This window comes from Streptomyces sp. CB02056, from assembly GCF_001905545.1.
Taxonomy (GTDB): domain Bacteria; phylum Actinomycetota; class Actinomycetes; order Streptomycetales; family Streptomycetaceae; genus Kitasatospora.
In genome coordinates this window covers 209,376-227,583 of sequence record NZ_LIPD01000011.1, presented here as the reverse complement: position 1 = coordinate 227,583, position 18,208 = coordinate 209,376, and the positions used below count along the sequence as shown (strand labels likewise).

12 protein-coding genes are annotated in these 18,208 nt (G+C 74.5%); 6 read left to right on the top strand and 6 right to left on the bottom strand.

Going from position 1 to position 18,208, the window contains the following annotated elements; translation table 11 throughout:
* Window positions 1–11 precede the first annotated feature (11 nt).
* The 6 genes from AMK13_RS29095 to AMK13_RS29070 all read left to right on the top strand — a co-directional run bounded on the left by AMK13_RS29095 (window position 12) and on the right by AMK13_RS29070 (window position 10,915).
* Window positions 12–5,303, top strand: coding sequence for an SDR family NAD(P)-dependent oxidoreductase (locus AMK13_RS29095; protein ID WP_074004760.1), 5,292 nt, complete (start codon window positions 12–14; stop codon window positions 5,301–5,303).
* A gap of 46 nt (window positions 5,304–5,349) precedes the next feature.
* Window positions 5,350–6,555: an FAD-dependent oxidoreductase gene (locus AMK13_RS29090; RefSeq protein ID WP_074004759.1), complete on the top strand. Its 1,206-nt coding sequence runs from the start codon at window positions 5,350–5,352 to the stop codon at window positions 6,553–6,555.
* 50 nt (window positions 6,556–6,605) lie between these two features.
* Window positions 6,606–7,601, top strand: a complete 996-nt coding sequence (locus AMK13_RS29085; RefSeq protein ID WP_049652986.1) for a quinone oxidoreductase family protein — start codon at window positions 6,606–6,608, stop codon at window positions 7,599–7,601.
* Between the two features lie 93 nt (window positions 7,602–7,694).
* A complete protein-coding gene (locus AMK13_RS29080) occupies window positions 7,695–9,200 on the top strand; it encodes a class I SAM-dependent methyltransferase (protein ID WP_074004758.1) in 1,506 nt (501 codons plus the stop codon).
* A 19-nt stretch (window positions 9,201–9,219) separates the two neighbouring features.
* Entirely contained in the window at window positions 9,220–9,876 is a 657-nt protein-coding gene (locus AMK13_RS29075) for a CatB-related O-acetyltransferase (protein ID WP_074004757.1), read from the top strand.
* A 79-nt stretch (window positions 9,877–9,955) separates the two neighbouring features.
* Window positions 9,956–10,915 carry a quinone oxidoreductase family protein gene (locus AMK13_RS29070; protein WP_074004756.1) on the top strand — a complete coding sequence of 320 codons (960 nt, stop codon included), beginning with the start codon at window positions 9,956–9,958 and terminating at the stop codon, window positions 10,913–10,915.
* Window positions 10,916–11,002: 87 nt separating this feature from the next.
* Here AMK13_RS29070 and dpgD read toward each other — a convergent pair whose 3' ends face one another.
* From dpgD to dpgA, 6 genes are all read right to left on the bottom strand, one after another.
* The gene (gene dpgD, locus AMK13_RS29065) at window positions 11,003–11,803 is read right to left on the bottom strand and encodes an enoyl-CoA-hydratase DpgD (protein WP_049652977.1); all 801 of its coding nucleotides are present in this window, start codon (window positions 11,801–11,803) and stop codon (window positions 11,003–11,005) included.
* Window positions 11,803–13,242 (bottom strand): benzaldehyde dehydrogenase, encoded by a 1,440-nt coding sequence (locus tag AMK13_RS29060; protein ID WP_049652975.1) that lies wholly within the window; start codon window positions 13,240–13,242, stop codon window positions 11,803–11,805. Before AMK13_RS29060 ends, dpgD begins: the two co-directional genes overlap by 1 nt.
* A gap of 77 nt (window positions 13,243–13,319) precedes the next feature.
* Complete coding sequence (locus AMK13_RS29055) at window positions 13,320–14,984, bottom strand: thiamine pyrophosphate-binding protein (protein ID WP_074004755.1); 1,665 nt, start codon at window positions 14,982–14,984, stop codon at window positions 13,320–13,322.
* Window positions 14,984–16,204: a (3,5-dihydroxyphenyl)acetyl-CoA 1,2-dioxygenase DpgC gene (gene dpgC / locus AMK13_RS29050; protein ID WP_074004754.1), complete on the bottom strand. Its 1,221-nt coding sequence runs from the start codon at window positions 16,202–16,204 to the stop codon at window positions 14,984–14,986. The genes AMK13_RS29055 and dpgC overlap by 1 nt, the downstream gene beginning before the upstream one ends.
* 85 nt (window positions 16,205–16,289) lie before the next feature.
* Complete coding sequence (gene dpgB, locus AMK13_RS29045) at window positions 16,290–17,000, bottom strand: enoyl-CoA-hydratase DpgB (RefSeq protein ID WP_049658312.1); 711 nt, start codon at window positions 16,998–17,000, stop codon at window positions 16,290–16,292.
* 47 nt (window positions 17,001–17,047) lie between these two features.
* Window positions 17,048–18,178 (bottom strand): 3,5-dihydroxyphenylacetyl-CoA synthase DpgA, encoded by a 1,131-nt coding sequence (gene dpgA / locus AMK13_RS29040; protein ID WP_074004753.1) that lies wholly within the window; start codon window positions 18,176–18,178, stop codon window positions 17,048–17,050.
* Window positions 18,179–18,208 lie beyond the last annotated feature (30 nt).

The following is an 18,208-nucleotide window of genomic DNA, read 5'->3' as shown; positions in this document are numbered from 1 at the left end:
AAGAGGACAGCATGACTACCCCGCCGGAGCGGATCGTCGAGGCGCTGCGCGCCTCGATCAAGGACAACGAGCGGCTCAGGAAGCAGAACGAGCGGCTGTCGGCGATCGCCGACGAGCCGATCGCCGTCACCGGCATGGCCTGCCGGCTGCCCGGCGGGGTGCGCACGCCCGAGGACTTCTGGCGGCTGCTCACCGAGGGCGGCGACGGCATCGGGCCGTTCCCCGCCGACCGCGGCTGGGACCTCGGCGAGCAGAGCGCCACCGCCCAGGGCGGGTTCCTCTACGACGCCGCCGAGTTCGACCCCGGCTTCTTCGGTATCGGCCCGCGCGAGGCCCTCGCCATGGACCCGCAGCAGCGGCTGCTGCTGGAGACCTCCTGGGAGGCCGTCGAGCGGTCCGGCATCGACCCGCTCACCCTGCGCGGCAGCCGGACCGGCGTGTTCGCCGGCGTGATGTACCACGACTACGCCGCCCGGCTGGACGAGGTGCCCGACGAGGTCGCCGCCTACCTGGGCAACGGCAGCGCGGGCAGCGTCGCCACCGGCCGGGTCTCGTACGCACTGGGCCTGGAGGGCCCGGCCGTCACCGTGGACACCGCCTGCTCCTCCTCGCTGGTGACGATCCACCTGGCGGTCCAGGAGCTGCGCCGCCGGGGCTGCGACCTGGCCCTGGCGGGCGGCGTCGCGGTGATGTCCACGCCCGGACTGTTCGTGGAGTTCACCCGGCAGAAGGGCCTGGCGGCGGACGGCCGGTGCAAGGCCTTCGCGGACGCGGCGGACGGCACCGGGTTCTCCGAGGGCGTCGGCATGCTGATGCTGGAGCGGCTCTCCGACGCCCGCCGCAACGGGCACCCGGTGCTCGCGGTGCTGCGCGGCAGCGCCGTCAACCAGGACGGCGCCTCCAACGGCCTGACCGCGCCCAACGGCCCGGCGCAGGAGCGGGTGATCCGCCAGGCCCTGCTCTCCGCCGGCCTCACCGCCGCCGACGTGGACGCCGTCGAGGCGCACGGCACCGGCACCACCCTGGGCGACCCGATCGAGGCCCAGGCACTGCTCGCCGCCTACGGCCAGGACCGTGAACTCCCGCTGCTGCTGGGCTCGGTGAAGTCCAACATCGGCCACACCCAGAGCGCGGCCGGGGTGGCCGGGGTGATCAAGACGGTGCTCGCGCTGCGGCACGGCGTGCTGCCCCGGACCCTGCACGTGGACCGGCCGTCCTCGCACGTGGACTGGTCGGCGGGCGCGGTGGAGCTGCTGACCGAGCAGCGGGAGTGGCCCGAGACCGGCCGCCCGCGCCGGGCCGGCGTCTCCTCCTTCGGGATCAGCGGCACCAACGCCCACGTCATCGTCGAGCAGGCCCCGGAGGAGCAGCCCACCGAGCAGCCCGCCGAGCAGCCCGGCGAGGAGCAGGCCCCGTCGGCCGGCACCGGCGCCCCGTGGCTGCTGGCCGGCCGCACCGAGGCCGCCGTACGGGCCCAGGCCGGGCGCCTCGCCGAGCACCTGGACGCCCACCCCGCGCTCGCGGCCGTCGACGTCGCCCACTCGCTGGCCACCGGCCGCTCCGCCTTCCCCCACCGCGCGGTGGTGGTCGGCGCCGACCGGACCGCGCTCGCCGCCTACGCCGCCGGGCAGGACCCGGCCGCCGTGGTGGCCGGCACGGCGGACGTGACCGGCCGGACGGTGTTCGTGTTCCCCGGCCAGGGCTCCCAGTGGGCCGGCATGGCCGTCGAACTCCTCGACACCGAGCCGGTGTTCGCCGCACGGATCACCGAATGCGCCGACGCCCTCGCCGAGTTCACCGACTGGAACCTCCTCGACGTCCTGCGCGGCGCCGACGGCGCACCCGGATACGACCGGGTCGACGTCGTCCAGCCCGCCCTGTGGGCCGTCATGGTCTCCCTCGCCGCCCTCTGGCAGGCGTACGGAATCGAGCCCGACGCCGTCATCGGCCACTCCCAGGGCGAGATCGCCGCCGCCACCGTCGCCGGCGCGCTCTCCCTCCAGGACGGCGCCCGCACCGTCGCCCTCCGCTCCCAGGCCATCACCGCCATCGCCGGAAACGGCGGCATGGTCTCCGTCGCCCAGCCCGCCGGGGAGATCGACCTCACCCCCTGGCACGACCGGATCTCCGTCGCCGCCGTCAACGGCCCCTCCTCCACGGTCGTCGCCGGAGACGCCGACGCCCTCGACGAACTCGTCGAACGCCTCACCACCGACGGCATCCGCGCCCGCCGCGTCCCCGTCGACTACGCCTCCCACTCCGCCCACGTCGAGCGGATCCAGGACGAACTGCTCACCCTGCTCGCCCCCGTCACCCCGCGCGGCGCCGACATCCCCTTCCACTCCACCGTCGACAGCCGGTGGCTGGACACCACGACGATGGACGCCGCCTACTGGTACCGCAACCTGCGCCGGACCGTCCGGCTGGAGGAGGCCGTCCGCGCCCTGCTCGCCGAGGGCTTCACCACCTTCGTCGAGATCAGCCCCCACCCCGTCCTCACCCCCGGACTCCAGGAGACCCTGGACGAGACGGCCGCGCCCACCGTCACCTGCGGCACGCTCCGCCGCGACCACGGCGGCCCGACCGCCTTCCTGGCCTCCGCCGCCCGGCTGCACGTCCGGGGCGTCCCGGTCGACTTCTCCCCCGCCCTCGCCGGGGCCCGCCGGGTCGACCTGCCCACCTACCCCTTCCAGCGCGGCCGCTACTGGCTGGAGGGGCCCCGCGAGGACGCCTCGGCCGGCGCCCTGTTCCGGACGGTCTGGCGGCCCGTCGGGGGCGCCCGCACCGGCCGCCCGGACGGCCCGATCGCCGTCCTCAACGCCGGGCCCGGGTCCACCGACGGGCTGGTCCCGTACGCCGACCTGGCCGCCCTCGCCGCCGCCGAGGCCGTCCCCGCCACCGTCCTCTACCACCTGCCCGCCGCGGCGGGCCCGGACGCCGGGCTGCCGGCGGCCGTCCGCGCCGCCGTCAACGGGACCCTCGACCTGCTCCGCGCCTGGCTCGCCGAACCCCGGCTGGCCGCCTCCCGCCTCGTCCTGGCCACCCGCCGCGCCGCCGGCCCCGGCCTGGACGACCTCGCCCTGGCCCCGGTGTGGGGGCTGGTCCGCTCCGCCCAGGCGGAGTACCCGGGCCAGTTCGCCCTGCTCGACCTGGACGACTCCGCCGCCTCCGCCGCGGCGGTCCCCGCCGCCCTGGCCACCGACGAGCCCCAGCTGGTGATCCGCGACGGCGTTCCGCACGCGGCCCGCCTGCTGCCCGTCCCCCACGAGCCGGCCCGCCCGATCGACCCGGCCGGAACGGTGCTGGTCACCGGCGGCACCGGCACCCTCGGCTCCCTGCTCGCCCGCCACCTCGTCACCGACCACGGCGCCCGCCACCTGCTGCTCACCAGCCGCAGCGGCCCCGACGCCCCCGGCGCCGCCGACCTCACCACCGAACTCACCGAACTCGGCGCCACCGTCACCGTCACCGCCTGCGACACCGCCGACCGCCACCAACTCTCAGCCCTGCTCGCCGACATCCCCACCGACCACCCCCTCACCGCCGTCATCCACACCGCCGGCGTCCTCGACGACGGCATCCTGGACTCGCTCACCCCCGAGCGGGTGGACACCGTGCTCCGCCCGAAGGTCGACGCCGCCGTCCACCTGCACGACCTGACGGCCGGCCACGACCTGGCCGCCTTCGTGCTGTTCTCCTCCGCCGCCGCCACCCTCGGCAGCGCGGGCCAGACCAGCTACGGCGCGGCCAACGCCTTCCTCGACGCGCTCGCCGAGCGCCGCTGCTCCCGGGGCCTGCCCGCGCAGTCGCTCGCCTGGGGCCTGTGGGCGCAGCCCAGCGGCATGACCGGCGGGCTGGCCGAGGCGGAGCTGTCCCGAATGGTCCGCGGCGGGGTGGCCCCGCTCTCCTCCGCCGAGGGCCTGGCCCTGTTCGACGCCGCGCTGGCGGCCGGGGACGCCACCCTGGTGACCGCCCGCCTGGACCTGCCCGCCATCCGCCGCCGGGCCGCTCCCGGCCCGCTGCCCGCACTGCTGCGCGACCTCGCGGCCGGTACGCCGTCCCGGCGCCCGGAGCCGGCCGGGGAGTTCCCCGAGGACACCGCGGGCCCGTCCGCCGCCGAGCGGCTGGCCGGGCGGCTGGCGGACGCCGGGGAGGTGGAGCGGGAGCGGATCCTGCTCGACCTGGTGCGCGGCGCGGTGGCCGGGGTGCTCGGCCACGCGGGGCCCGAACAGGTCGACCCGGGGCTGCGGTTCCTCGAACTCGGCTTCGACTCGCTGACGGCGCTGGCGCTGCGCAACCAGCTGGGCGCGGCCACCGGGCTCCGGCTGGCCACCAGCCTGATCTACGACCAGCCCTCCTCGGCCCTGCTCGCCGCCCACCTGCGCGAGCGCCTCGCCGAGCGGGCCGACGCCCACGCCGACGGCCGGACCGCCGGAGCGGGCGCCACCACAGGCGCCGAGCCGGACGGCCCGCTGGCGACGCTCTACTGGCAGGCCTGCGAGCAGGGTTCCTCGATGGCCGCGCTGGACCTGCTCAAGGCCGCGGCCGGCTGCCGGCCCGCGTTCCGGACCGCCGAGGAGGCCCCGGCCGCCGAGCCGGTCCGGCTCGCGCAGAGCCCGGACGGCCCGGTGCTGGTCTGCCTGCCGTCCTTCGGCCCGGTCTCCGGCCCGCACGAGTACGCCCGGTTCGCCGCCGCCTGCCGCGGCCGCCGCGAGGTCCTGGTGCTGCCCCAGCCGGGCTTCCTGGCCGGTGAACTGCCGCCCGCCGACCTGGACGCGCTGGCCGGCCTGCACGCCGGGTCGGTGCTCCGGCACACCGGCGGCCGGCCGTTCGTCCTGGTCGGCCGCTCGGCCGGCGGCTGGATCGCGCACGCGGTGGCCGCCCGGCTGGAGCGGCTCGGGACGGGCCCGGCCGGGCTGGCCCTGGTCGACAGCTACGACCCGGACTACGACCAACTGCCGCTGCTGGAGCCGTCGATGTCCGCCGCGATGAGGGACCGCGAGTCGGCCTTCGCGCTCGCCGACGACACCCGGCTGGCCGCGATGGGCGCGTACCACCGGCTCTTCGCGGGCTGGCGCCCGGAGCGGATCGCCGTACCGACCCTGCTGGTGCGGGCGGCCGACCCGTGGACCGAGGAGATCCGGGAGTCGGCCGGCTGGCAGGCCGTCTGGTCGCTCCCGCACACCGCCCTGGACACCCCCGGCGACCACTTCTCGGTCCTGGAGGACCACTCCGACACCACCGCGCGCACCGTGCTGGCGTGGCTGGCCGACGCCGTCGAGCCCGCCCTCAGACCCCTCTGACGGCCGGCCGCTGATCCACCGTTCTAACCTCCTCAGGAGACAGCTCATGAAGATCGTCATCATCGGTGCAGGGCTCGGCGGCGTCGCCTCCGCCCTGGCGCTCACCCGCTCCGGCCACCAGGTCGAGCTCTACGAGCAGGCGGACGAGCTCCGCAAGGGCGGCTACGGGGTGATCCTGTGGCCGAACGCCACGGGCATCCTGACCCAGCTGGGCATCGACCACACCGACCTCGGCCACCGCCTCGACCGGGTGGACATCACCTCGGAGACCGGCCAGCCGCTGGTCAAGGTCGACCTCGACCGGATCGCGCGCGACTTCGGCTCGCCGAACAAGGTGATCCGCCGCAGCGAGCTGGTCGAGGTGCTGGCCGCCGCGCTGCCGCCGGGCGTGCTGCGGTTCGGTGCCCGCGCCACCGTCATCGACGAGCCCGCGCCGGGGACAGACGGGCCGGTCGCGATCACCTTCGAGGACGGCCGGCGGATCGAGGCCGACGTGCTGATCGGCGCGGACGGCCACCGCTCCTTCGTCCGCAAGCACCTCTTCGGCTTCTCGCCGGCCGAGCACACCGGCTGGGCGACCTGGCACGGCACCACCCCGCTGCCGGTGGAGCTGACCAACAGCAACCGGGTGCAGACCATGGCCGGCGAGCACGGCCTGTGCGTGATGCACCCGCTCGGCGAGTCCATGCTCTACTGGGCCTTCGAGACGCCGTGGGCGGACGGCGACGCGGTCCCGCCCGGCGCGCCCGGCTCCCCCGACGGCACCGGCCCGCTCGGCGCCGACGGCCGGCCGCAGTCCGCGGTGGCCAACCTGCGGGCCCGGTTCGCCGGCTTCTCCTCCCCGCTGCCCGAGCTGCTGGAGTCGATCAGCGACGAGGACGTCCAGGTCTTCCCGCACATCCTGCACCAGGTCCCCAAGGTGTGGGGGCGCGGCCCGGTGACGCTGCTCGGCGACTCGGTGCACGCCGTCCCGCCGCGCACCGGCATGGGCGCCAACCAGGCGCTGGAGGACGCCTGGGTGATCGGGCGGGCGCTCTCCGGCCAGGGCTCCCCCGCCGAACTGCTGCGCCGCTACGAGAAGATCCGCCGCCGCCGGGTCAAGATGCTCTACCACTACGCCGCGGCGACCGGGAAGCAGGGCCAGTCGGTGCCCGGCCTCTTCAAGCGCTCCAAGGACGGCATCTCCTTCACCGGGTTCCAGCGCTTCCAGATCAAGGCCTTCAGCAACTACCTCAACGCCAAGCCGCGCTGACGGTCCGTCAGTTCACACGCCACCCGTTCCCAGAGAGAGTGACACCCGCCATGAAGATCATCCGTCAGCACGCCTACGGCGGCCCCGAGGTGCTGGAGCTGGAGGACCTCGAACTGCCCGAGCCCGGCCCGGGCCAGGTGCTGCTGCGCACCCACGCCGCGGCCGTCACCTTCTTCGACATCCTCAACCGGCGCGGCGACCTCGCCAAGCGCGACTACTACCGGGCCGACGCCGCGCTCCCGCTGGAGCCCGGCTACCAGGGCTCCGGCTACGTCGAGGCGCTCGGCCCGGACGTGACCGGCGTGCGGGTCGGCGACCGGGTCGCCTGGGCCCTGGCGGCCGGCTCGTACGCGAGCCATGTCATCGCCCCCGCCGCGCAGTTGATCCCGGTGCCGGAGGACATCGACCTCGGCGAGGCGGCCGGCCTGCCGGTGCAGGGCCTGCTCGCGTACAAGCTGACCCACGAGGCGTACCCGCTGGCCGAGGGCGACTGGGCCCTGGTGCAGTCGGCGGCCGGCGGCGTGGGCACGCTGATCACCCAGTTCGCCCGGATGCGCGGCGCGCGGGTCATCGGCGTGGTCTCCGCCGAGGAGAAGGCCGTCGTCGCCAAGGAGGCCGGCGCCGAGGCGGTGATCGTCTCCGGCGGCACCGAGGACGTGGCCGCCGAGGTCAAGCGGATCACCGGCGGCGAGGGCGTCCGGGTGGTCTACGACGCGGTCGGCAAGGACACCTTCGAGGCGAACCTCGACAGCCTGGCCCCGCGCGGCTACCTGATCAACTTCGGCCAGGCGAGCGGCTTCGTCCCGCCGCTGGACCTGATGACGCTGAACGACAAGGGCTCGCTGTTCGTCACCCGCTTCTGCCTGCCGCACTTCTTCGACGAGTCCTGGCCGCCGCTGAACTTCCTGGAGCGCTGCTTCCAGTGGATGCGCGAGGGGAAACTGACCGTCCGGATCGACTCCCGCTTCCCGCTCGGCCAGGCCGCCGAGGCGCACGCCGCCGTCGAGGAGCGCCGCACCAGCGGCCGCGTCCTGCTCATCCCCTAACACCCCCCTACACCCCCTGAATTCCCCTCAGAACACGCTTCTCGCACCATATTCGGATCTGCCTCGCAGACCGGGACGGGTAGGCTCCGCATCATGAGTGACACGAGTGCGATTTCGGTCGCGCGCGCCACGATCGACGAATTCACCGGCTCGACCCCCGCCGAAATCGACGGCGTATTCCGCCGGCTCGCCGCGGAATTCCAGGCGGACGGTTCCCTCCGCCCGGACGCGCTCGCCGGAATTCCGGCCCTGCTGGACGCGCTGGACACCGTCCCGCCCGCACACCAGGCCAGGCTCGCCCTGCTGCTCGGGCTGCTGGCCGAGGCCGCCGGCCCGGACGGCGGCTTCCCCGCCCACGAGGCCGTCCGGGCCGGCCTGGACCGCTACCTCCGGCTGCTGTCGGACGGCGGGACGGACGCCGGTCGCGGCGCCGCCCTGTTCTTCCTGCTGGGCCACTTCCCCGAGGACGGCGAGCGGATCCTCGCCGCCCTCCCCGGCACCGGGGTGGACCGGGACGACCTGTCCCGGCTGGCCCGCTGCCTCCAGCCGTGGGAGACCGCGGACGCCGCGACCCGGTGGAACCTCGGCCGGGTCTTCCCCTCCCCCGCCGTCTGGGGCCTGACCGAGCAGGAGCGGGCCACCGCCCCCGCGCTCGACCAGTGGCTCGGCCTGCCCGCCGAGCGCACCGCCGAGCTGTGGGCGACCGAGACCCGGGCGCTGCTGGCCTACTCCGGTGCCAAGGCGGTCTGGGCCTGCGAGCACGGCGCCACGGTGTCCCCGTTCGTGGTGCCCGCCCCCGAGGAGGAGCGGACCGCCGAGCCGTCCCCGGCCGCGGACGTCCTGCGGGGCCACGCCCGGGCCGTCCGCTGCCCGCGCTGCCGGCAGCCGCTGGCCGGCGGCGCCGAGGCCGCCGTCTGCACCGGCTGCGAGGCCGTATTCCCGTCGGTGGACGGGCTGTTGGACTTCCACGACCAGCCGTCCGGCCCGAGCGACCCGCTGCTGGCCGGCCGGTACGAGCGCGGCCTGCGGGCCGGGTTCGTCCGGATCATGGGCGCCAACTGGGGCGGCTGGGTGTCGCTCGACGACGAGGACGCCTACCTCAGCGAGCACGTCCGGCCGGTCGACGGCCCGGTGCTCGACCTGGCGGCCGGCGCCGGCCGCTGGACCAGGGTGCTGGCCCGTTCGCTCGGCGAGGAGCGGGTGATCGCGCTCGACCTCTCCGCCGAGATGCTGGCCCAGCTGCGGGCCAAGCTGGACCGGGTCCTCACCGTCCGCGGCAGCGCCCTGGAGCTGCCGTTCGAGGACGCCTCGCTGGGCGGGGTGAACTGCTGGAACGCGCTGCAGGCCATCCCCGACCCGGAGCGGGCGATCCGCGAGGTCGGCCGCTGCCTGCGCCCGGGCGGCACCTTCACGGTCATGACCTTCCGTCAGGCCGCCGACCCGCTCTACCGACAGTTCCAGAGCCGGCTGGAGCGCCAGGCGCACCGCGGCTCCTTCGACCCGGAGCAGCTCACCGGCTGGCTGGCCGACGCCGGGATGACCGTGCGCGACCTGTCCGGCCCCGGAAACTTCCTGTTCGTCACCGCCGTCAAGGCATAGTCCCGCACGAGGAGAGGCCATGCCCGTCAGCCCCGACCCTTCCCAGACGTACCTTCCGGGAATGGACAACAAGGTGGTGTTCCTGAAGAACCTGATCAGCTCGCCGCTGATCGAGGTGGGGGAATTCACCTACTACGCCGACATCGACGACCCGGCGGCGTTCGAGACCCGGAACGTGCTCTACAACTTCGGGCCCGAGAAGCTGGTGATCGGCAAGTACTGCGCCATCGGCACCGGCACCCAGTTCATCATGCCGGCCGCCAACCACCCGATGATCGGCTCCACCACCTACCCGTTCTTCATGTTCGGCGGGGACTGGACCGCGCGGACGGTGGACGCACTGGCTACTGTCGCCAGCCGCGGCGACACCGTCATCGGCAACGACGTGTGGATCGGCCGGGAGGCCGTGATCATGCCGGGCGTGACGATCGGCGACGGCGCGATCATCGGCACCCGGGCCGTGGTCACCTCCGACGTGCCGGCCTACGGCGTGGTCGGCGGCAACCCCGGCAAGCTGATCAAGAAGCGTTTCGAGGACGCGGACATCGACCGGCTCGCCCGGATCGCCTGGTGGGACTGGCCGGTCGAGGCCGTCACCGAGCACGTCCGCACCATCTTCACCGGCTCCCCCGCCGAGCTCGAACTGGCGGCCAAGGAAGCCGGTCTGATCAACTGATGTTTTCCCCGGTCCCCGGCCGCCCTCGGCCGGGGACCGGCGTACGTTCGGCCCGATCACCTGTGAATGGAGTAGCACCATGGACGCCGCAGTCCTCCACACGCTCGGCAAGCCGCCCCGCTTCGAGCGGTTCCCCGAGCCGACCGCGGGCGAGGGCGAGGTGCTCGTCCAGGTCCTGGCGGCCGCGCTCAACCCCTCCACCAAGGCGGTGGCCGGCGGCGGCCACTTCGCCAGCTCCGACAACCTGCCCGCGGTGGTCGGCCTGGACGGCGTCGGCCGGCTGGAGGACGGCAGCCGGGTGTTCTTCGGCGGGGCCCGCAAGCCGTACGGCTCGATGGCGCAACTGACCGTCGCCCGCGCCCCGTTCACCTGGCCGGTGCCGGACGGCGTGGACAACCTCACCGCCGCTGCGCTGCCCAACCCGGCGCTCTCCTCGTGGATACCGCTGGAGCACGCCGCCAAGCTGCAGCCCGGCGAGACCGTCCTGGTGCTGGGCGCCACCGGCGCCGCCGGCAAGCTCGCCATCCAGATCGCCAAGCACCTGGGCGCCGGACGGGTCGTCGCCGCCGGCCGCAACCAGGAGGTCCTGGACACCCTGGGCGAGTACGGCGCGGACGCCACCGTCCCGCTGAACGGCACCCAGGAGGAGATGGCCGAGGCCTTCGCCGCCGCGGCCGGCGACACCGGGTACGACGTGATCCTGGACTACCTGTGGGGCAAGCCGACCGAGGCGCTGCTGACCGCGATGACCCGCAAGGACTTCCACCTGAAGAGCTCCGGCCCCCGGCTGGTGCAGATCGGCGAGTCGGCGGGCGCCACCATCGAGCTGTCGGCCGGCACGATCCGCAGCGCGGGCCTGACCATCGTGGGCGGCGGCTTCCCGCCGCCGCAGGCGTTCCTGGACATGTTCAACCGCCTGATGGCGGGCGCCGCCGCCGGTGAGATCCGAATCGACACCCGGGCCGTGCCGCTCGCGGAGATCGAGCAGGCCTGGCAGGCCGAGGACACCGGGCACAAGCGCCTGGTCATCGTCCCGTAGTCGCCGCGGTCGACGCGGTCACCGCACGACGACCGAGGCCGCCGCCGGATTCCCGGCGGCGGCCTCGTCGTTGCCGTCACTGTCGCGTCAGGTGCCGGTCCACTCCGGTTCGCGCTTCTCCAGGAAGGCCAGCGGGCCCTCCTCGGCGTCCCGGCTGTGCATCCGGCGCTCCTCCCAGACGTAGCGGGTGGCGAAGGACTGCTCCAGCGGCGTGGTGAGGGCCTTGGCCGCCGCCTCCTTGACCGCGCGGACGGACAGCGGGGCGCAGCGCAGGATGTCGCGCACCCAGCCGTCCACGCAGTCGTCCAGCTCCCCGGCCGGCACCACGTCGTTGACCAGCCCGTACTCCAGCGCGCGCCGGGCGCTCAGCCGGCGGCCCGTCATCAGGTGGCCCAGCGCGGCCCGGTAGGGCAGCTGCTGGGCCAGCCGGAACACCCCGCCGGCGCCGGCGATCAGGCCGAGCTTCGCCTCGGGCAGCGCGAAGACGGCGTCCTCGGCGGCGACGATGATGTCACAGGCCAGCGCCAGCTCGAAGCCGCCGCCCATGGCGAAGCCCTGGACCCGGGCGACGACCGGCTTGGAGAGCGCGAACCGCTCGGTGAGCCGGGGGTAGCCCGGCTTGCCCCGGCTGCCGAAGGTGGAGGTGGCGGTGCCGGCCCTGACCCGTTCGGCCAGCTCCTTGAGGTCCTGGCCGACCGAGAAGGCCCGGTCCCCGGCGCCGGCCAGCACCACCACCCAGACCTCGGGATCGGCCTCGACCTCGTCCCAGATCCCGCACAGCTCCTCGTGCATGCGCAGGTCCATCGCGTTCAGCACCTCGGGCCGGTCGAGGGTGACGTACCCGACCCGGCCCTTCCTCTCGTACCGCACCCGTGTCGGCTCGGCCATCAGAACGGGTACCTCGCCGGGGTCTCGCGGACGGTCAGCCACTGCCACTGGGTGTACTCGTCCCAGCTGTGCTCGGAGCCGTGCCGGGTGCCGTTGCCGGAGGCGCCGCGGCCGCCGTGCGGCACGTGGGCCTCGTCGTTGATGGTCTGGTCGTTGACGTGGACCATGCCGGTGCGCAGCCGGTCGGCGATCGCCCGGCCGCGCCGTACCGAGCCGGTCTGGACGGCGGCGGTGAGCCCGTACGCGGTCCGGTTGGCCAGTTCGACGGCCTCGTCGTCGTCGGCGACCACGGTGACCGGGGCGACCGGCCCGAACACCTCCTCGGTGAAGGCGGGCATGTCGGGGGTGACACCGGCCAGCACCGTCGGCTCGAAGAACGGGCCGCGCCGGGCGCCCCCGGCCAGCACCACGGCGCCGGCCGCCACCGACTCGCGGACGATCCGCTCGACCCGGTCGAGCTGCCGCTCGCCGATGACCGGGCCGAGGTCGACCTCCTCGCGGAAGGGGTCGCCGAGGCGCAGCTTGCGGGCGCGGTCGGCGAGCAGCTCCAGGTACCGGTCGGCGACGGCGCGGTGCACCAGGTGGCGCCCGGCGGCCATGCAGATCTGGCCCTGGTGGAAGAAGGAGCCCCAGGCCCCGGACGAGGCCGCGGCGTCGAGGTCGGCGTCGTCGAGGACGATCAGGGCGTTGTTGCCGCCGAGTTCGAGCGAGACGCGCTTGAGCATGCCGCCGGCGACCGCGCCGATCCTGGCCCCGACCTCGCTGGAGCCGGTGAAGGCGATCATCGGCACGTCGGGGTGGCGGACCAGGGCCTCGCCGACCTCGGCGTCGCCGGGCAGGACCTGGAGCAGCCCGGCGGGCAGGCCCGCCTCCTCGAAGAGCCGGGTGATCACCCGGCCGCCGGAGACCGGGGTGTGCACGTCGGGCTTGACCACCACGGCGTTGCCGAGGGCCAGCGCGGGGGCGACCGCGCGCATCGCCAGCACCAGCGGCACGTTCCAGGGGCTGATCACGCCGACCACCCCGAGCGGCACCCGGCGGGCGAAGCTCTCCCGGCCCGGCTCGGAGGCCAGCAGGTGGCCGTTGGGGCGGGTGGGCAGCGCGGCGGCGGACCACAGCTCGTCCAGGACGGCGCCGACCTCGAAGTCGGCCTTGCCGCGCACCGATCCGCCCTCGCGGACCAGCAGGTCGACGATCTCCTGGCGGTGGCGCTCCAGCACGGCGGCGGCGCGGCGCATGACGGCGGCGCGCCCGGTCGGCGGGGTCGCCGCCCAGCCGGGCTGGGCCTGCGCGGCGGCGGCCACGGCGGGGTCCACGTCCGCGGCCGCGGCCAGCGAGACCACGGCGATCGGGCGCCCGGTGGCGGGCTCCCGTACCTGGAGCTCGCCACCGGAGAGTGCCGGGTCGAGCCCGGCGTCCAGCTGAATGAGACCGCTCATCGCGGCCACCTCCCTTGTCAGTGGTTCGGCCCCGACGAACGGCGTACCGGGGCGTGTCCGTCGGGCACGCCCCCGGTTCAACGAGGCGGGGTGTGCCCGGTGATGGGCACGTCGACCAGGAGCGGCGCGGTCGCGGACGCCGACTTGGCGACGATCTCGGTGAGTTCGGCGGGGTGGGAGGCCCGGACGGCCTCGATGCCGAAGAACTCGGCGGCGGCCCGGAAGTCCAGCCGGTGGCGCCCGCTGTCCGGGCCGAAGGCCAGGTCCAGGCCGAGGTAGCGCCCGCCCCGGGTGGAGCGGCTGTCCCAGGTGTCCAGGGTCTCCTTGAGGGTGCGGTACTCGCCGTTGTTCATCACCACGAAGGTCACCGGGACGCGGTAGTGGCCGGCCGCCCACAGGCCCTGGAGGCCGAACATCGCGCAGCCGTCGCCGAGCACGGCGACCACCGGGCGGCTGTCGTCGCCCATCCGGCGGCCGACGGCGGCGCCGATGCCGTGGCCGAGGCCGCCGCCGACGGTGTGCAGGTACGAGCCCGGGCGGTCCTGGCGGAGCACCTGGCGCAGCCGCAGGCCGGTGGTGATGGCCTCCTCGACCACGACGGCGTCCTCGGGCAGTCCGGCGGCCACGGCGTGGGCGGCGGCCAGCGGGTCGAGCGGGCCCGGTCCGTACGCGGCGAGCGCGGCGCGGTCGGTGGCGGCCCACCCGGCCGCCGCCCGCCGGCCGGCGGCGGCGGTCCGCTCGGCGGCCCGCGGGACGCGTCCGGCGAGCTGCTCCGCGAGGGTGGCCAGGGAGGGCCGCAGCGCGCCGTGCAGGCCCAGTCGGACGCCGAAGTTGCGGCCCAGTTCGGCGGCGTCGGCGTCCAGTTGGAGGACGGTGGTGGTCTCCGGGATCGGCGAGCCGGGGGTGTAGTGGTGGGCCATGAAGGCGTGGGTGCCGACGATCAGGACGGTGTCGTGGGCCGCCAGGGTCTCCCGGATCGCGGCGTGGGTGGCGCCCAGCATGCCGCCGTACAGCGGGTGCGAGGTGGGGAAGTCCAGGTTGTCGTTCATCGGCTGGTGGTACGTCACCGCGCCGAGCGCCTCGGCGAGCGCGGTGAGTTCGGCCACCGCGCCGTCGCGGCCGACGGCGTCCCCGGCCACCAGGGCGGGGCGCTCGGCGGCGGCCAGCAGCCCGGCGGCGGCGGCGAGTTCGGTGGCCGGGCCCTGCGGGGCGAGGGTGGAGCGGCCGGGCATCTCGACGTCGACGTCCTCGGTGAGCAGGTCCATCGGGATGGACAGGAACACCGGCCCGGCGGGGGCGCGCCGGGCGGCGGCGAAGGCCCGGGTGAGCATCAGCGGCAGGTCGTGGGCGTGCTGGACGTCGAAGGTCTGCTTGACCGCCGCGGAGGCCAGGCCGATCAGGTCGCCCGAGAGCATCGGGTCGAAGGCCAGGTGGCGGCGGTCCTGCTGACCCGCGGTGACGACCATCGGGGTGCGCGAGCGGCTGGCGTTGAGCAGCCCGACCAGGCCGTTGGCGAGGCCGGCCGCGATGTGCAGGCTGACGAAGGCGGTGCGGCCGGTGGCCCGGGCGTAGCCGTCCGCCATGGCGACCACCGAGCCCTCGTGGGCGCCGAGCACGTAGTCGATGTCCCCGGCCGCGCTGAGCGCGTCGGTGAAGGGCAGTTCGCTGGTGCCGGGGTTGCCGAAGACGGTGGTGACGCCCTCGGCCCGGAGGATCTCCAGCATCGCCTCGACCGGGCGCATCAGGCGTCCTTCGCGGGGCGGCGGGTCCAGGACGCGCCGACCTTGGCGATCACGTCCAGCCCGTACAGCCGTAGGGCCTGCTGGAGGGCGAACTCGGCGAGGTAGTGGCGGAAGGTCTCGACGGGCTCCTCGGCGTGGTGGAGCATGTGCCGGTTGGCGACCACCGCGGGGCTGGCCAGCCGGGCGGCGGCGGCCTCCACGGCCGCGTCCATCGCCTTGGGCTCGACCACCTCGTCGAACAGCGCGGCGGCGTCGGGCTCGCGGGCCCAGATCTTGCGCCCGCCGAGGATGACCTGGCGGGAGACCCGGCCGCCGGCGAGCCGGGTGAGGCGCAGGTTGCCGAGGCCGGGGACGATGCCCTCCTGGGCGGCCGGCAGGCTGAAGTAGCTGTCGGCGGCGGCGATCACGTGGTCGAAGACCATCAGCAGCTGCGCCCCGCCGCCGATCGCGAAGGTGTCCACGGCGGCCACCCAGGGCTTCTCCAGCGTGCGCTGCGGCCAGGCGCGGTCGTCGTCGACCAGCAGGCCGCGGTAGATCTTGCTGATGTAACCGATCTCGCGGCGCATCAGGAAGTCCGCGTACGAGATGGTGCCCTCGTGCAGCTCGGTGAGGTTGATCCCGGCGCTGAACACCCGGCGGCCGAGGTAGCGCCGGTGGGTCATCTCGCCGCCGCGCAGGACGCCGACCTCGGTGGCCGGGTCGAGCAGGACGAGGTCCACCGCGGTCTCCATGTCCTCGACATGGGCGTTGGTCTCGGCGTTCAGGCAGTGGTCGTTGTGGACGGTCACGTGGGCGGTGCCGTCGCGGCGCTCGATCCGGACCACCCCGAGGTCGGCGCTGCCGGTGCGGCTGAACTCCGGGAGCAGGGCCAGCGCCCGCTCGGTGGGGCGCAGCATCGCGTCGATCAGGTGCCGGCCGCACTCGGGGTGGGCGAGGACGGCCTGGAGGAAGATGCCCTGGTCGATCTCCAGGCCCTCCTTGTCGGCCTGCCGCAGCCCGTGCTCGGCGGCCAGCTGCGCCTCGCCGGGCACCAGGCCGGGGTAGCGCTCCCCGGCCCGGCGCAGCAGCTCGTCCAGTCGCAGGTGGACGGTGCGCTCCTCGGTGAGCGCACCGTAGACCTCTGCGACGTGCTCCCGCAGGAAGCGCTGCCGGGACAGCCTGGCCTCCGGGGCGGTGTCCACGCTGCGCGCGGTGTCCAGGGTGAAGACTGGGACGGTCATGACAGCTGTTTCCCTCGGTGGGTCGGGTACGGGTCGGGTCGGGCGCCGGCCGGCCCGGGCGCGGGACGGTCGGGCGCCGGACGGGTCAGGCCCGGTCGGCGGACTGGTTGCGGAGCGTCCGGTCGCAGGCCGCCAGGTGGGCGCCGAGCGACTCCTCGAAGCTGGTGGTGGTGGCGTCCAGCAGCAGCCGGCGGCGGATCGCCAGTTCGCCGCCGACCAGCCCGCCGAGCAGCGCGCCGGCGCTCTCGACGGCGGCGGCGACGCCCGCGCGGTCCTCGACGACCCGGTCGAACAGGCCCAGCTCGGCGCCCTCCGCCGCGGTGACCTCGGTGCCGAACAGCACCAGGCGGCGGGCGCGGGCGACGCCCAGCTGCTGGACCAGGCGGTGGACGGCCATGCCGGGCCACAGCCGGCCGGCGGTGACCGCCGGGCTCAGCCGGGTGTCCGCCGTGGCGATCCGGTGGTCGGCGGCCAGCAGCAGGTCCAGCGCCGGGCCCGCGCACTCGCCGGCCGCGACGGCGAGGACGCCGGCCGGGACGCGCTCCAGGCGGCGCAGCGCGCGCTCCCACTTGTTGACCAGGTGGATGCCGACCTCGCCGGGCCAGGCCTGCTCGCGGACGCCGGCCGTCCCCTCGACGTGCAGCACGGCGAAGGTCGCCCGGTCGGCGTCCTCCAGTTCGTCGCAGACCTCGACGACCTGGCCGATCAGCTGCTCGGTCAGCGGCGCGGAGCAGTCGATCAGGACGTGGCGCCCGGCCGACCCGGTGCGTTCGGGAAGCAGTTCGCTGACGGACATGGGAATTCCTCTTTCGGAAGGTGCGGGCTGTGTCTGGTGCATTCCGGTCAGTACCGGACGAGGGCCGTCTCGATGGTCGATCCGGGGCCCATCGTCATGAAGACCCCGAGGTCGCCGGGCCGGACCTGCCCCTCGGCCATCAGCCGCTCGTAGGAGAACAGGAACGAGCCGCTGGAGAGGTTCCCGTAGTCCCGCAGCACCCCGGTGGTGTGCCGGACGTCGTGCCGGGTCAGTCCGAGGTTGATCTGGACCGAGTCGATGACCTTCTTGCCGCCGGAGTGGACGATCCAGTGGGCGATGTCGCTGCGCCGCAGGCCGGTGTCCTCCAGCAGCCTGTCGACGACGAGTTCGGCGTGCGCGCCGACCACGTACGGCACGTCGCGGTCCAGGAAGAAGCTGAACTTGCCCTGGTCGTCGTCCCAGTCGTAGCGCATCGCGTCGACGGCCTCGGGGATGATGCGGCTGGAGAACTTGAGGACGGTCGGGCCCTCGGCCCGCACGCCGCTCTCCGGGCGGTCCAGCAGGCCGTCCGGGTCGGCCATCAGGATCACCGCCGCGGCGCCGTCGCCGAACAGGCTGTTGACCACCGCGGTGCGCATGGTGCCGTCGAAGACGTAGGCCGCCGAGCAGGTCTCGACGCAGACCATCAGGGCTGGCCGCCCGGGGTTGGCGGCGGCCCAACCGGCCACCGCGGTCAGGCCGTTGAGCCCGGCGTTGCAGCCCATGCCGACCACGTCGAGCCGGCTGGTCCGGACGTCGAGGCCCAGTTCCTTGATCAGGTGGGCGGAGAGCCCGGGGGTGAGCAGACCGGTGGTGGTGACGCAGCAGATGTAGCCGATCTCGGAGAGGTCGAGGCCGGTGCGGGCCACGCACTCGCGCACCGCCCGCGCGCCCGTCTCCACGCCCGACGCCCGGTGCTTGCGGAGCAGTTCGCCCTGGGTCTCCATCCGGCGCCCGCCGTCCGGCCCCTCCGGCGGGAGAATGAGGAAACGGCGATCGATCGCGCTGTTCATGAAAAGCGACCGAATGCGCTGGTCGGTTATCCCGAATATGTCGAGGATATCGCTCTGCGCATAGGAGTCCGGCGGGTTCGCGGTGGCGATGCCGATGATCCGGGGCAATGCCCCGTCCTGTTCCGCGAGCGGTGGCACGTCCTTCTCTGACAAGGTCAGCGCCATGTCGCCCCCCTTTCTGGAAAATTCCGGCCA

What these genes read in the sequence shown, in the direction of transcription:
- dpgB (WP_049658312.1), bottom strand. Translation starts at nt 17,000, where the DNA reads ATGTCCGTCAGCGAACTGCTTCCCGAACGCACCGGGTCGGCCGGGCGC.
- AMK13_RS29095 (WP_074004760.1), top strand. Translation starts at nt 12, where the DNA reads ATGACTACCCCGCCGGAGCGGATCGTCGAGGCGCTGCGCGCCTCGATC.
- dpgC (WP_074004754.1), bottom strand. Translation starts at nt 16,204, where the DNA reads ATGACCGTCCCAGTCTTCACCCTGGACACCGCGCGCAGCGTGGACACC.
- AMK13_RS29070 (WP_074004756.1), top strand. Translation starts at nt 9,956, where the DNA reads ATGGACGCCGCAGTCCTCCACACGCTCGGCAAGCCGCCCCGCTTCGAG.
- AMK13_RS29075 (WP_074004757.1), top strand. Translation starts at nt 9,220, where the DNA reads ATGCCCGTCAGCCCCGACCCTTCCCAGACGTACCTTCCGGGAATGGAC.
- AMK13_RS29090 (WP_074004759.1), top strand. Translation starts at nt 5,350, where the DNA reads ATGAAGATCGTCATCATCGGTGCAGGGCTCGGCGGCGTCGCCTCCGCC.
- AMK13_RS29080 (WP_074004758.1), top strand. Translation starts at nt 7,695, where the DNA reads ATGAGTGACACGAGTGCGATTTCGGTCGCGCGCGCCACGATCGACGAA.
- AMK13_RS29060 (WP_049652975.1), bottom strand. Translation starts at nt 13,242, where the DNA reads ATGAGCGGTCTCATTCAGCTGGACGCCGGGCTCGACCCGGCACTCTCC.
- dpgD (WP_049652977.1), bottom strand. Translation starts at nt 11,803, where the DNA reads ATGGCCGAGCCGACACGGGTGCGGTACGAGAGGAAGGGCCGGGTCGGG.
- dpgA (WP_074004753.1), bottom strand. Translation starts at nt 18,178, where the DNA reads ATGGCGCTGACCTTGTCAGAGAAGGACGTGCCACCGCTCGCGGAACAG.
- AMK13_RS29055 (WP_074004755.1), bottom strand. Translation starts at nt 14,984, where the DNA reads ATGCGCCCGGTCGAGGCGATGCTGGAGATCCTCCGGGCCGAGGGCGTC.
- AMK13_RS29085 (WP_049652986.1), top strand. Translation starts at nt 6,606, where the DNA reads ATGAAGATCATCCGTCAGCACGCCTACGGCGGCCCCGAGGTGCTGGAG.